This window comes from Methylobacterium variabile (assembly GCF_001043975.1).
Taxonomy (GTDB): Bacteria; Pseudomonadota; Alphaproteobacteria; order Rhizobiales; family Beijerinckiaceae; genus Methylobacterium; species Methylobacterium variabile.
In genome coordinates, this window is the sequence record NZ_LABY01000129.1 from 1 (window position 1) to 14,024 (window position 14,024).

The 14,024-nt window shown below is 71.9% G+C and carries 10 protein-coding genes and 3 pseudogenes; 8 read left to right on the forward strand and 5 right to left on the reverse strand.

The genetic code is table 11. The annotated features are described in order from the left end of the window. Window positions 1-44: 44 nt before the first annotated feature. The 5 genes and pseudogenes from cysN to VQ02_RS18485 form a co-directional block, all read left to right on the forward strand. Window positions 45-1,448: pseudogene (cysN, locus tag VQ02_RS39275) on the forward strand (sulfate adenylyltransferase subunit CysN); the annotation flags it as partial. 33 nt (window positions 1,449-1,481) lie between these two features. Next, window positions 1,482-2,456 carry a sulfate ABC transporter substrate-binding protein gene (locus tag VQ02_RS39280; RefSeq protein ID WP_245239777.1) on the forward strand — a complete coding sequence of 325 codons (975 nt, stop codon included), beginning with the start codon at window positions 1,482-1,484 and terminating at the stop codon, window positions 2,454-2,456. Next, entirely contained in the window at window positions 2,456-3,331 is an 876-nt protein-coding gene (cysT, locus tag VQ02_RS18475) for a sulfate ABC transporter permease subunit CysT (protein ID WP_048445676.1), read from the forward strand. Before VQ02_RS39280 ends, cysT begins: the two co-directional genes overlap by 1 nt. Then, window positions 3,324-4,220: a sulfate ABC transporter permease subunit CysW gene (cysW, locus tag VQ02_RS18480; RefSeq protein ID WP_209437034.1), complete on the forward strand. Its 897-nt coding sequence runs from the start codon at window positions 3,324-3,326 to the stop codon at window positions 4,218-4,220. The genes cysT and cysW overlap by 8 nt, the downstream gene beginning before the upstream one ends. Before the next feature lies 1 nt (window position 4,221). Beyond that, complete coding sequence (locus tag VQ02_RS18485; protein ID WP_048445677.1) at window positions 4,222-5,361, forward strand: sulfate/molybdate ABC transporter ATP-binding protein; 1,140 nt, start codon at window positions 4,222-4,224, stop codon at window positions 5,359-5,361. A 346-nt stretch (window positions 5,362-5,707) separates the two neighbouring features. Here the strand turns inward: VQ02_RS18485 and VQ02_RS35800 are convergent. The 4 genes and pseudogenes from VQ02_RS35800 to VQ02_RS18500 all read right to left on the reverse strand — a co-directional run. After that, window positions 5,708-6,180 (reverse strand): annotated as a pseudogene (locus VQ02_RS35800) (chemotaxis protein CheB); the annotation flags it as partial. A 119-nt stretch (window positions 6,181-6,299) separates the two neighbouring features. Continuing rightward, complete coding sequence (locus VQ02_RS18495) at window positions 6,300-6,848, reverse strand: exostosin domain-containing protein (protein ID WP_083469300.1); 549 nt, start codon at window positions 6,846-6,848, stop codon at window positions 6,300-6,302. A 571-nt stretch (window positions 6,849-7,419) separates the two neighbouring features. Further along, window positions 7,420-7,527 (reverse strand): annotated as a pseudogene (locus VQ02_RS40060) (response regulator); the annotation flags it as partial. Window positions 7,528-7,592: 65 nt separating this feature from the next. Further along, entirely contained in the window at window positions 7,593-8,315 is a 723-nt protein-coding gene (locus VQ02_RS18500; protein ID WP_048445679.1) for a GntR family transcriptional regulator, read from the reverse strand. Between the two features lie 158 nt (window positions 8,316-8,473). Between VQ02_RS18500 and VQ02_RS18505 the strand changes: the two genes are divergently transcribed. The 3 genes from VQ02_RS18505 (at window position 8,474) to VQ02_RS18515 (ending at window position 13,153) form a co-directional block, all read left to right on the forward strand. Then, complete coding sequence (locus VQ02_RS18505) at window positions 8,474-9,499, forward strand: TRAP transporter substrate-binding protein (protein WP_048445680.1); 1,026 nt, start codon at window positions 8,474-8,476, stop codon at window positions 9,497-9,499. Between the two features lie 267 nt (window positions 9,500-9,766). After that, window positions 9,767-11,329, forward strand: coding sequence for a class I adenylate-forming enzyme family protein (locus VQ02_RS18510; RefSeq protein ID WP_048445681.1), 1,563 nt, complete (start codon window positions 9,767-9,769; stop codon window positions 11,327-11,329). 84 nt (window positions 11,330-11,413) lie between these two features. Beyond that, entirely contained in the window at window positions 11,414-13,153 is a 1,740-nt protein-coding gene (locus VQ02_RS18515; RefSeq protein ID WP_048445682.1) for a thiamine pyrophosphate-binding protein, read from the forward strand. A gap of 78 nt (window positions 13,154-13,231) precedes the next feature. Here the strand turns inward: VQ02_RS18515 and VQ02_RS18520 are convergent, their stop codons facing one another. Next, window positions 13,232-13,765, reverse strand: a complete 534-nt coding sequence (locus tag VQ02_RS18520; RefSeq protein WP_053080432.1) for a PAS domain-containing protein — start codon at window positions 13,763-13,765, stop codon at window positions 13,232-13,234. Window positions 13,766-14,024: the final 259 nt, after the last annotated feature.

Here is a 14,024-nt window from a genome sequence, read left to right on the forward strand (position 1 = left end):
GGCGCCGGCGCCATGGAGCGCAAGAAGCAGGAAGGCTACTTCTGATGACCGTGCACCAATCCACCCGCGCCTTCGGCTACGAGGCTTTTCTCGCTGCCCATCAGCGCAAGGAGGTGCTGCGGTTCATCACCTGCGGCTCCGTCGACGACGGCAAGTCGACCCTGATCGGGCGCCTGCTGCACGACACCAAGCAGATCTTCGACGACCAGGTCAGCGCCCTCGAGCGCGACTCGCGCCGCCACGGCACGCGGGGGGGTGAGCTCGACCTCGCGCTCCTCGTCGACGGCCTCCAGGCCGAGCGCGAGCAGGGCATCACCATCGACGTCGCCTACCGGTTCTTCTCGACCGAGCGGCGCTCGTTCATCGTCGCCGACACCCCCGGCCACGTCCAGTACACCCGCAACATGGCGACCGGCGCCTCGACCGCCGAGGTCGCGGTGCTGCTCGTCGACGCCCGCAAGGGCTTGAGCCCGCAGACCCGGCGCCACGCCCTCCTGGTCTCGATGCTCGGCATCCGCCGCGTCGTCCTGGCGGTCAACAAGATGGACCTGATCGGCTGGTCGGAGAGCCGGTTCGAGGCGATCGTGGCCGAGTTCCAGGCCTTCGCGGCCGGCCTGCACTTCACCGACGTCACCGGCATCCCGCTCTCGGCGGCGAACGGCGACAACGTCGTGCTGCCGGGCGCCGCCGCCCCCTGGTACACCGGGGCGCCGCTGCTGCAGTACCTCGAGGAGGTGCCGGCCCACGTCGAGGAGGAGGTCGCCCCGTTCCGCATGGCGGTGCAGTGGGTCAACCGGCCGAACTCCGACTTCCGCGGCTTCGCGGGCCTGATCGCCTCCGGCTCGGTGGCGCCCGGCGACGCCGTGCTGGTGGCCCCGTCCGGCACCCCGTCCACGGTCGCCCGGATCTTCACCGCCGACGGCGACCTCGACCGGGCCATCGCCGGCCAGGCCGTGACGCTGGTGCTCGCCGACGAGGTCGACGCCTCCCGGGGCGCCGTGATCGCGGCCGCCGGCCGGCCTCCGCTGGTGAGCGACCGGCTCGAGGTCCGGCTGTTCTGGACCAACGAGACCGAGCTGAAGCCGGGGGCGGCCTACCTCGCCAAGGTCGGCACCGTGACGGCCAACGCCGTCGTGGAGTCGGTGCGCGCGCGCATCGACACCGAGACCGGCCAGGGCGTCCCGGCGGAATCCCTGAGCGTCAACGACATCGGCGACGTGACCCTGACCCTCGACCGCAAGGTCGCGGTCGACGCCTACCGCCACAACCGCGACACCGGCAGCCTGATCCTGATCGACCGGGACACCACCGACACGGCGGCGATGGGCCTGGTCCAGGCGCCGCAGCCGGCCCCGCAGGGCGGCGGCACGGCCGAGGTGAAGGCTGACGCCCCGGCGGCGCCCGCCCGCGGCGGCCTGCTCGGCTCCCTGCGGCGGCTCTTCCGCGGCTCGTCCCTGGCGCTCGCCGCCGGGGCCTCGCTCCTGGCGCTCGCCGGCGCGCCCGCCCCGGCGCGGGCGCAGGCCCTCCTCAACGTCTCCTACGACCCGACCCGGGAGCTGTACCGGGCGATCGACGCCGCCTTCGCCAAGGAGTGGAAGGCCAAGACCGGCGAGACCGTGACGGTGCGGGCCTCCCACGGCGGCTCGGGCGCCCAGGCCCGCTCGGTGATCGACGGGCTGCCCGCCGACGTCGTGACCCTGGCGCTCGCCAGCGACATCGACGCCATCGCTGCCCGCTCGAAGAAGCTGCCGGCCGACTGGCAGACGCGCCTGCCGCACAACTCGACGCCCTACACCTCGACCATCGTGTTCCTGGTCCGCAAGGGCAACCCGAAGGGCGTGAAGGACTGGGACGACTTGGTGAAGCCGGGGATCCAGGTCATCACCCCGAACCCGAAGACCTCGGGCGGCGCCCGCTGGAACTACCTCGGCGCCTACGCCTACGCGCTGGCCAGGAACGGCAACGACGAGGCCAAGGCCAAGGACTTCGTGACCGCCCTGTTCAAGAACGTGCCGGTGCTCGACACCGGCGCCCGCGGGGCCACCACCACCTTCGTGCAGCGCGGCCTCGGTGACGTGCTGATCGCCTGGGAGAACGAGGCGTTCCTGGCGGACGAGGAGTTCGGCAAGGGCAAGTTCGACATCGTCGTGCCCTCGCTCTCGATCCTGGCCGAGCCGCCTGTGGCCCTCATCGACGCCAACGTCGACCAGAAGGGCACCCGCAAGCAGGCCGAGGCCTACCTGCAGTTCCTCTACACCCCCGAGGCGCAGCGCCTCATCGCCAAGAACTTCTACCGGCCCCGCGACGAGTCCGCGGCCGCCAAGGAGGACCTGGCGCGGTTCCCGAAGCTGAAGCTCGTCACCATCGACGACACCTTCGGCGGCTGGGCCAAGGCGCAGAAGACCCACTTCGACGACGGCGGCGTCTTCGACGCCATCCTGAAGGCCCGTCAATAATGAGCGACGCCGCGGCCCTGCCCGCGGGGCGGGCCGCGGCGCCCGCCCGCTTCCGCCGCCCGAGCGCGCTGCCGGGCTTCCGCCTCACCTTCGGGATCACCCTCACCTACCTGACGCTCCTGGTGCTGCTGCCGCTCGCGGTGCTGCTCCTGCGCGCCGCCAGCGTCGGCCCTGCGGGGCTGTGGGCGCTCGTCACCGACGACCGCAACCTCGCGGCGCTCAAGACCTCGTTCGGCCTGTCGATCGCGGCGGCCGCGATCGACGCGGTGTTCGGGCTCCTGATCGCTTGGGTGCTGACCCGCTACCGTTTTCCCGGCCGGCGGATCATCGACGCCCTCGTCGACCTGCCCTTCGCCCTGCCGACGGCGGTGGCGGGCATCGCGCTCGCCAGCCTCTACGCCCCGAACGGCTGGATCGGCGAGCCGCTGATGGCCCTCGGCATCAAGGTCGCCTACACGCCGCTCGGCATCCTGGTGGCGCTGGTCTTCGTCGGCCTGCCGTTCTGCGTCCGCACGGTGCAGCCGCTGGTGGCCGAGATCGACCGGTCGAGCGAGGAGGCGGCGGCGATCCTCGGCGCCTCGCGGTTCCGCGCCCTCGTCACGGTGATCCTGCCGCCCCTGATCCCGGCGATGCTCACCGGCTTCGCTCTCGCCTTCGCCCGCGCGGTCGGCGAGTACGGCTCGGTGATCTTCGTCGCCGGCAACCTTCCCTACGTCTCGGAGATCGCGCCCCTGCTGATCGTGATCAAGCTCGAGGAGTTCAACTACGCCGGCGCCACCGCCATCGCGGCCGTGATGCTGCTGATGTCCTTCGCCGCGCTCCTCGCCATCAACCTGGTGCAGGACTTCAGCCGCCGCAGGTTCGGGCATGTCTGAGACCACCGTTCCGTCCGTCCGAGGACCCGCGGCCCGCGGGTCCGGCGGGGCCCACGCCGCCCTGACCGAGCCGCGCCCGGTCCGCATCGCCCTGACGTTCGCGGCGGTGGCGTTCCTGACCCTGTTCCTGCTCCTGCCCTTCGCGGTGGTGTTCGTCGAGGCGCTGAGCAAGGGCCTGGGCTCCTACCTCGACACCTTCGCCGAGCCCGACGCCCAGGCGGCGATCCGCCTGACGCTCCTCGTCGCGGTGATCGCGGTGCCGCTCAACGTCGTCTTCGGGCTGTGCGCCTCCTGGGCCATCGCGAAGTTCGACTTCCGCGGCCGCAACCTGCTGATCACCCTGATCGACCTGCCGTTCTCGGTCTCGCCGGTGGTGGCGGGCCTGATCTACGTGCTGATCTTCGGCGCGCAGGGCCTGTTCGGGCCGTTCCTGCAGCGCCACGGGATCGAGATCATCTTCGCCGTGCCGGGCATCGTGCTCGCCACGATGTTCGTCACGTTCCCGTTCGTGGCCCGCGAGCTGATCCCGCTGATGCAGGACCAGGGCACCACCGACGAGGAGGCCGCGTTGACCCTCGGGGCGAGCCCCTGGCGGGTCTTCCGGACCGTGACGCTGCCCAATGTGCGCTGGGCCCTGCTCTACGGCGTGCTGCTGTGCAACGCCCGAGCGATGGGCGAGTTCGGCGCGGTCTCGGTCGTGTCGGGTCGCATCAGAGGTCTGACCAACACCATGCCGTTGCACGTCGAGATCCTGTACAACGAGTACAACTACGTGGCGGCGTTCGGGATCGCCTCGCTGCTGGCGCTCCTCGCGCTCGTCACCCTGGCGGGCAAGACTTTCCTCGAATGGCGCCACGCGGATGCGCTGGCCGGACGCGGAGCCCACTGAGATGACGGCAGGATTCGCCCCCACGGACGCCCTGTCCCTCCGCCGCGACGCAGGCGCGCGGCCGATCGAGGCCGCCGCTCCCGAGCGGCTGCGCCATGCCGGCACGTCGGTGCGGGTCGACGGCATCGTCAAGAGCTACGGCGGCCACGGGCCGGCCGCCCTCGAGGGCGTCAGCCTGGCGATCGAGCCCGGCGAGCTCCTGGCGCTGCTCGGTCCCTCGGGCTCAGGGAAAACCACGCTCCTGCGCGTGATCGCCGGCCTCGAGATCCCGGATGGCGGCCGGGTGTTCTTCGGCTCGCAGGACACCACCGACATCCCGGTCCAGCGCCGCGGCGTCGGCTTCGTGTTCCAGCACTACGCCCTCTTCCGTCACCTGACGGTGTTCGAGAACATCGCCTACGGCCTGCGCTCGCGCCCCCGGGCCCACCGCCCGAAGGAAGACGAGATCCGGCGCCGGGTCGAGCGCCTGCTCGAGCTGGTGCAGCTGCCCGACCTCGCGAAGCGCTATCCTGGCCAGCTCTCCGGCGGCCAGCGCCAGCGGGTGGCGCTCGCCCGGGCGCTCGCCGTCGAGCCCTCGGTGCTGCTCCTCGACGAGCCGTTCGGGGCGCTCGACGCCCAGGTGCGCAAGGATCTCCGGCGCTGGCTGCGCGAGATCCACCGCGAGACCGGCCAGACCACGATCTTCGTCACCCACGACCAGGACGAGGCGCTCGAACTCGCCGACCGGATCGCGATCCTCAACAAGGGCCGCATCGAGCAGGTCGGCGCGCCGCACGAGGTGCAGGACCATCCGGCCTCGCGCTTCGTGATGTCCTTCGTCGGCGAGACGGCCCGCCTGCCGGCGGAGGTGGTCGACGGCCAGGTGCGCGTCGCCGGCCGGACGGTCATCGCCGCGGAGGCCGGCTGGCCGCAAGGGCCCGTGGACCTCTGCCTGCGCCCCTGGGACCTCACGATCGGGCAGGGGCCCGGCACGTTGCCGGGCACCGTGCGCGAGTGGCGTCGCACCGGCCGCGGCACCGTGGCGGAGATCCTCCTCGACGGCGCCGAGGCCCCGGTCGAGGTGAAGGTGACCGAGGTCTACGAGCCCGGCGACCGGGTCTCCCTGGCGGTTGGGGCCGCGAGGGCGTTCCCCCGCGGGTGAGGGCGGGCGACGGGCCTAAGCACGCGCGACCCAGTCGCCTCCGGCAACCCGGGCCCGCGCCGCCGGCGGGGTTCGGGACAATGTCGGACGCGGCCGTTCGGCCCTTCGGGGCGGCCGAGCCGGCATCCAGAAGACCTGTTGACCGTCTCTGGCTGTGTTTAAACCCCAGGGTCATTCCGGGGCCGCGCAGCGGAGCCCGGAATCTAGACGCACAGGTGGTAGAGGGGAAAGCGGAGCGAGCGCCGCCTCTTCCTGACTCTTCAGCGGTTCTGGCTCCCGGGCTCCGCTGCGCGGCCCCGGAATGACCTGTTGAAGATGAATTCTCGAGAGCCGATCGATCAGGCTCTCAGGTCAGTTCCCGCGGGTGCGAGGCGGCGGCGAAGCGCCGGATCTTGCCGGCCAGGAGGTCTAGGCCGAGCACCTTCGCGGCGGCGCCGCGCGCGGTCGCTTCCCGCGGCATGCCGAAGACGACGCAGCTCGCCTCGTCCTGCGCTACCGTATGGGCGCCGGCCCGCCGCATCTCGAGGAGGCCGGCCGCCCCGTCGTCGCCCATCCCGGTCATGATGATGCCCAGCACATTGCCCCCGCCGCCTGGGCCGCCGAGCGAAAAAGCACGTAGGCGGAGGGGCGGTGGCGGTAGACCGGCGGGTCGTTCCTGATCGCGACCTGGTAGCGGCCGCCGCCGCGCTGGAGCAGCATGTGCCGGGCGCGATCAGCGCCCGGCCCAGGGCGCACGACGTCGCCGTCCTCCGCCTCCTTGACCGCGATCGTGCAGAGCCTGTCGAGGCGCCGCGCGAAGGCCGCCGCGAAGTGCTCGGGCCAGGGTCTGAAGGACAAGCCTGCGCTGGCTCGTGCAGCAGCCAAGAAGGCTAATCCCGCCGCCCTGGACCGGGCGCTCAAGGTTGCTGCCGACGCCAAGGAGGCTCACAACCAGACAGCTAGGGACGATGGCGAACGATCTGGTGGGCGAGCGTCCTGAACTCCCGCGTGCCTGCCGCGGCCACGGCCCGCGCGAGCAGGCCGGTGACGGTGGCGGGCGCGCCCGCGTGCCTCTCCGTCAGGAACGTCACCAGCCGGTCGAGGAAGACCTCCGGCGCGTAGAGCGCCCGGAAAGTCTCGGCCGCGAGCGCCCCCATGGCGGGGGCTTGCTCCCGCAGCGCCGCGAGGCGCTCCGGGATTTCGGCGACCTGGTCCTCGGCGACCCGGACCGAGAAGCGCTCCCAGTCGGCCCCCGGCGGCCGGGTCCAGGCGTCGCCGATGATGACCGGCGCCCGCCCGAGGCACATTGCCTCGAAGATCCGGATGCTGGAGGCGCCGAAGCCGCGCGGGCAGAGCACGAAGTGCGAATCGCGGATCAGGTTGACGTAGGAGCGTGTGAGATCGAAGCCGGCCAGGCGCTGTGGCGCTGTGGCGCTGTGGCGCGGTGGCGAGGTCGAGGCAGGGTGTGCCGGGGCCGTCGAGGTGCATGACCGCGGCGCGGACCGGATGGGTCTCGACCCGGCCGAGGAACGAGAACAGGTGCCGGGGGGCCGAGGGTCCGGGCTGCGCCCCGGCCGGCAGCCGCAGGGGCAGGTCGATCAGGTAGGCCCAGCCATCGGCCCAGGGCGCCGGCCGGGTCAGCGACGGGAACGCCCCGGGCAGCACGGGGAAGGGCCAGTCGCTCTCCGAGAACAGGACGTGCTGCGCCCCGCGCGCCGCCGAGACCCTCCGGATCAGCTCCGGCAGATCCGTGAGCCCGACGTAACCGTCCTCCAGGTAGAGCACGATGTCGGCCGCGCGCGGATCCGCGACGATCGTCAGGTGGCGGCTCGGGAACCGCTCGGCCACGGCCCGCGCGGCTCGCAGCGTCCTGCTGCCCGCGTGCAGGGAGGCGAGGCAAAGCCGCTCCGCCTCGGGGAGGGCGGCCGGATGGTCGGTTCGGTGCATCGCCAGCCCCCGCCGCCCGGCTCGTCCGCCGCGCGCGACGGGTTCTCTAGCGTCAGCCCGGCGCTGCCGTCGAGGCCAGGCCTTGGAGCACCATGCCGGCGCGCCGGGCCGCTGACGGCGCGAGGCCCGACGTTCTGCGCCGTCGCTGGCCTCGATGATGGTGTGCCCGGCCGCGCCGAGCGCGGCCCGGATCATCTGGCGGATGCTCGGGGAATCGTCGACCGTCGGGATGGCAGTCATGGTGCTGTGCTGCCGCTTCCTTGTCGCGGAAAGGGGGGGGACGAGCCTGACGATCGGACAATGCTCTAGCGCTGCACCCGCCGGCTGCGCGCCTCCGCGACCGAGGCGTTCTCCTGCGCGCGCAGGCGGTCGACGAACACCGTGGCGGCCCGGGCGATGTGCTGGCGCGAGAGGCGGTCGGCCGCCTCGCCGTCGCCCGCCGCCACCGCGTCGAGGATCGCGGCGTGCTCGTCCCAGATCCGGCGCGGCATCGCCTCGTCCTCGCGCAGCACCTCGCCCATGATCCGCTGCAGGTGGTTGAAGTGCGGTGCCGCGGTCTCGACGATGATCGGGTTCTCGGCGATCTCCCCGAGGAAGCGGTGGAAGGCGATGTCGGCGGCGATCAACTCGGCGACCGAGCCGCCTTGCGCCGCCGCGTGCCCGGCGGCGACCAGGGCCGGTCCGTCCCGCCGGGCCCGGGCCGCGTTGCGCTCGGCGGCGAGCCGGCTCGTCAGGCCCTCCAGCACGCCCCGGACCTCGTAGAGGTTGCGCACGAACGACGCCTCGAGGGGCGCCACCACCAGGCCGCGGCGGGGCGCGTCCCGCACGATGCCGTGGTTGCGCAGCAGCAGCAGCGCCTGCTGTACCGGCTGGCGCGATACGCCGTAGGCATCCGCCAGCTCGTCCTGGATCAGCCGGGTGTTGGGCGCGAGCCGCCCCTCGGTGATCTCGGTGAAGATCGCTCCGTAGACCTGCTCGACGAGCCGGTGGCGCGTCGCGCTGGTGCGGGCTTCCGTCTCGCCGGCCATGGCCGGACCCCTCTCACGCAGAACTGGTGACAAACGTGTTGCGCAAACCGGGCCTTCATGCAATACCGAATTCCAAATTCGAATTCCGAATTCAATAATGGCTGCGAGCGGACGAACCCGGATCGACGGCCCCCGGAATTCCTCGAGGGAGACACGCCATGACGGGACTTCACCGGCGCCACCTGCTCGCCACGGGCCTCGCGGCCGCCGCAACGCTGACGGCCGGCGGCCTCCCGCGGCCGGCCCTGGCGCAGGGCACGAAGCTGACCTTCAAGCTCGGCACCGACCTGCCGGTCCCGCACCCGCTGAACGTGCGGCTGAAGGAGGCGATCGCGGCGATCGCCAAGGAGACCAACGGCGCGGTCGAGATCAGCCTGTTTCCGTCGAACCAGCTCGGCAGCGACTCGGACATGCTGTCCCAGATCCGCTCCGGCGCCCTCGAACTCGCGAGCTTCCCCGGCACCGTCGTCTCGACCCTGGTGCCGGCGACCTCGCTCACCGGCATCGGCTTCGCCTTCACGAGCTACGACAAGGTCTGGGCCGCGATGGACGGCGAGGTCGGCGGCTACATCCGCCGGGCGATCGAGAAGGCGAACCTGGTGCCGTTCGAGGCGACCTGGGACAACGGCTTCCGGCAGATCACCACCAGCACGAGGCCGATCCAGAGCCCGGCCGACCTGAGGAACTTCAAGATCCGCGTGCCGGTGGTGCCGCTCTGGGTCTCGATGTTCTCGGCCCTCGGCGCCGCCCCGGTCAGCATCCCGCTCAGCGAGGCCTACTCGGCCCTGCAGACCAAGATCGCCGACGGGCAGGAGAACCCGCTGGCGCTGATCAACTTCGCCAAGTTCTACGAGGTGCAGAAATACTGCTCGCTCACCAACCACGCCTGGGACGGGTTCTGGATGATGGCGAGCGGCCGGGTCTGGCGCGGCGTGCCGGCCGACGTGCAGGCGATCCTGGCCAAGCACTTCAACGCCGCGGCGCTCAAGGAGCGCGACGACATCGCCCAGGCCAACCGCGACATGCAGAAGGAGCTGGAGGGGAGGGGGCTCGTCTTCAACGCCACCGACCCGAGCGCCTTCCAGGCGGCGCTCAAAGCGACGAAGTTCTACGGCCAGTGGCGCGAGAAGTTCGGGCCCGAGGCCTGGGCCCTGGTGCAGAAATACGCCGGCGACATCGGCTGAACCTGACATCCAAGCGGGTGCTTCGATCGCATCGGCGATACTGAGAGCCACCACGTCATTCCGGGACCGCGAGAGCGGAGCCCGGAATCGAGACGCACCGAGCAACCTTCGGCAAGTCCGACTGCGTACCGCGACAGTCTCCTTCACCTGAGGTTCTGGAGTCCGGGCACCGCTCTCGCGGCCCCGGAATGACGCCGGAGGGAGGTGCGGCCGGACGTTTGCGGTCACACGTGCCTGAGCAGGAAAGAAGCAGCGAGGATCACGACGATGAGGGATGTGCTCACGCCCGGGCAGATGCTCGCCGTCCAGGCGCGCCTGCAGCCCGACCGGATCGGCGCATGCGACCTCGAGCGCGCGATGACCTTCCGCCAGTGGAACGCCCGGGCCTGCCGCCTCGCCCACGGCCTCCTCGGCCTCGGCCTGGCGAAGGGCGACCGGGTCGCGGTGCTGGCCTACAACTGCGTCGAGTGGCTGGAGATCTACGCCGCGACGGCGAAGGCCGGCCTCGTCGCGGTGCCGATCAACTTCCGGCTGGTCGGCCCCGAGGTGCGCTACATCCTGGAGGATGCCGAGGTCTCGGGCCTGATCCTGCAGGACGAGCTCGCCGGCACGGTCGAGGAGATCGGCGCCGACCTGCCGCTGCCGGAGGCGCGGGTGGTGTGGTTCGGGCAGGCGCCCTGCCCGGCGGGGTACACGTCCTACGAGGACCTGATCGCGGGCGGCCGCGAGGACGAGCCGGGCATCGCGGTGGATCCGGCCGACCCCTGGATGCTGATGTACACCTCGGGCACGACCGGCCGGCCCAAGGGAGCGATCCGCAGCCATCGCGGCGCCGCCATGCTGTCGCTGATCACCGAGATCGAGCTCGGCATCCACCGGCGCGACTCGGCCCTGCTGGTCATGCCGCTGTGCCACGCCAACTCGCTCTACTTCTTCGGGGCGTTCAGCTATTGCGGCGGCGTCACCAGCGTCTACTCGCGCAAGAGCTTCGATCCGGAGCACTGCGTGCGGGCGCTGGCCGAGGGCGGGGCGAGCTTCACCTCGCTCGTGCCGACGCACTACGCCATGATGCTGTCCCTGAGCCCACAGGCGCGGGCGCGCTACGACCTCACCCGCATCACCCGCCTGATGATCTCCTCGGCCCCGGCCCGGCCCGACACCAAGCGGGCGGTGATGGAGTTCTTCCCCAATTCCGGGCTCTACGAGCTCTACGGCGCCACCGAGGTCGGCTGGGCGACGATGCTGCATCCGCCCGAGCAGTTCACGAAGCTCGGCTCGGTGGGCCGCGAATGCGTCGGCTCGGCGCCGATCCGGCTCCTGGACGAGGCCGGCAACGAGGTGCCGGACGGGCAGGCGGGCGAGCTCTACTGCTCCAACCCCTACCTGTTCGACGGCTACTGGAAGCTGCCGGAGAAGACGAAGGAGGCCTTCCGCGGCGAGTACTGCACCGTCGGCGACATGGCCCGGCGCGACGCGGACGGCTTCATCCACCTCGTCGACCGCAAGAGCAACATGATCATCTCGGGCGGCGAGAACATCTACCCGTCCGAGGTCGAGGCGCTGCTCGGCGGCCACCCGGCGGTGCACGACGTGGCGGTGGTGGGCCTGCCCGACGAGACCTGGGGCGAGCGCGTCCACGCGGTGATCGTGCTGCGCGACGGCGCCGCGGCCTCCGAGGCCGAGATCCTCGGCTGGTGCCGGGACCGGCTCGCCGGCTTCAAGCGCCCGCGCACGATCTCGTTCATGGCGGACGACGAGATGCCCCGCACCGCGACCGGCAAGAACCTGCACCGCAAGCTGAAGGAGAGGCTGGTGCAGGGGGAGCGGTAGCCGCTGCCGTCCGTCGATTTTAGAAGAACAGAACGCCTCTCCTCCCCGCGAGGGAGAGAGAAACGACACAACGGGAGGAACGACATGAGCCAGCCGGCCCAGACCGTCCAGGACCTCAACGCGGACGCGCAATCCTGCGCGGCCTGGATCGCCCGCTTCCTGAAGGCGCGGGGCGTCGACCGGGTGTTCGGGCTCCAGGGCGGCCACATCCAGCCGATCTGGGACCATTGCGCCCGCCTCGGAATCCGCATCGTCGACGTGCGCGACGAGGGCGCCGCCGTCCACATGGCCCACGCCCACGCCGAGCTGACCGGCGAGCTCGGGGTGTGCATGGCCACCGCCGGGCCCGGCGTCACCAACTGCGTCACCGGCATCGCCAACGCGTCCCTCGCCCGGGTGCCGGTGCTGCTGATCGGCGGCTGCACCTCCCGGCCGCAAGCCAATCTGGGCCCGCTCCAGGACATCCCGCACGTCGACATCATGCGGCCGGTGACCCGGCAGTCCCGCACCGCTCGCGTCGCCGACCAGGTGATCCGCGAGCTCGACGAGGCGGTGAGCCGCGCCATGGGCGACCTCGGCGAGCCGGGACCGGTCTACGTCGAGATCCCGACCGACGTGCTGCGGGCCCACGTGCCGCCGCAACTGGTGCTGGAGGACTGGATGCGGCCGAAGGCCCCGCGCGTCCTGCCGCCGGATCCCGCCGCCGTGGCCGCTGCCGTCGACGTGCTGTGGGCGGCCAAGCGCCCGCTGGTGGTGAGCGGCCGGGGCGCGAGGTCGGCGGGGCCGGAGCTGGTCCGCCTCCTCGACGCCCTCGGCGCGGTCTACCTCGACACCCAGGAGAGCCGCGGCCTGGTCCCGGCGGAGCATCCCGCCACCGTGGGGGCGATGCGGGCGGCGGCGATGACCGAGGCCGACGTCGTCCTGGTGGTCGGGCGCAAGCTCGACTACCAGCTCGGCTACGGCTCCCCGGCGGTGTTTCCGAACGCCCGCTTCGTGCGCATCGCCGACACCGCCGGCGAGCTCGTCGACAACCGCCGCGGCGAGCCGGAACTCCTCGCGACGCCGGCGCTGGCGCTCGCGGCCATCGTCGACGCCGCCGGCAACCGGGCGCCCGCCCTCGACACGACCTGGGCGGACGGGTTGCGCGAGCGCCACCGCCAGCGCTCGACCGGAGGCAAGGCGCCGCAGACCGGATCTGACGGCCGCGTCCACCCGGCGGCGATCTTCGACGCCATCCGCCGGGTCGCGGATCCGGACTACGTCGCGATCGCCGATGGCGGCGATCTCCTGAGCTTCGCCAGGATCGGCCTCGAGGCGCGCACCTACATGGATGCGGGCGCCTTCGGCTGCCTCGGCGTCGGCGTGCCCTACGCCATCGCGGCCTCCCTGGCCCATCCGGAGCGGCAGGTGATCTGCGTCACCGGCGACGGCGCCTTCGGCATCAACGCCATGGAGATCGACACCGCGGTGCGCCACGGCGCCAAGCCGGTGATCATCGTCTCGAACAACGCCGCCTGGAACATCGAGCGCTACGATCAGGAGACCAATTACGGCGGGCGGGTCGTCGGCACGCTGCTGGCCGATTCCGACTACGCCGCGATGGCCCGGGCCCTCGGCGCCCACGGCGAGCGGGTCGAGCGGCCCGAGGACCTGCCGGCGGCACTGGAGCGGGCGCTCGCGAACGCCCCGGCGCTCATCGACGTCGTCACCTCGCAGGCGGCGGTGTCCTCGGACGCCCGCAAGGGGCTCGGTTTCGTGCCGGACTACCAGCCCCTGACCGCCTGGGACGATGCCGAAAGGCGGCGGCGGGGCGAGGCCGTGTGAGGCAAGGACGCCTTGAGGTCGGCGGGCGACGCCTGATGCGCGCGGCCGCCCGCGACCCTCATGAGGCGGGGCGGTCGCTCAGCTCAGGCGCCGGCGACGCTCCCTGTCCATGGACCTCTTGAGCTCCCGGCCGAGCTCGAGCAGCACCATGTCGATCAGCTTGAGCAGGAAGGGCTGCCGCGCCTCCCGGACAGCCTCCCGCGTCGCCATGCAGAGGTCGGCGGCCCGCTCCAGCGGGTGGTCGGTGCGGGAGGGCGGCCGGCTCGCGGACCCGTCGCCCTCCCGCTTGCGGTCGGAGATGTCGACGACGACGCCGTGGGCACGGCGCGGGCGCCCCGCCTCGTCGTGGTAGAAGTGGCCGCGCTCCAGCACCCAGCGGACCGACCCGTCCCGCGGGCAGGTCCGATACTCGGCGACGTAGAGGCCGCCCCTCGCGGCGCTCGCGCGGAATTGCGCGGCGACCGCGTCGCGGTCCTCGGGATGGATGCCCGCTTCGTAGGCGGCCGCGGACAGGCCGGTCTGGGCCTCGCACGGGTCGAGCCCGAACAGGAAGGTCGAGACGTCGTCGGCGTAGATCCGGTCGCGCGCGATGTCCCAGACCCAGCTGCCCATCAGGTCGGTGAAGCCGGCGCCGGGGCAATGTGGCGGCGCGTGTCGCACATGGCCCGAACTTGGCACCCGCCATCTCCCGCACGGCCGTTGGGAAGACAACTCGAGATAGAGTCGTCTTGATCGCACGCCAGAGTGGTAGACCGATCACGCATCCGTGAGCAAGCGAGTGCCATGCGGCGGTGGCATGCCCGGATTGCCGTTGCGGCGCGCGAGCGGCCCGCTCACCGGCCCGGGTTGCGCGCCGGCGGGGGCCGGGGGG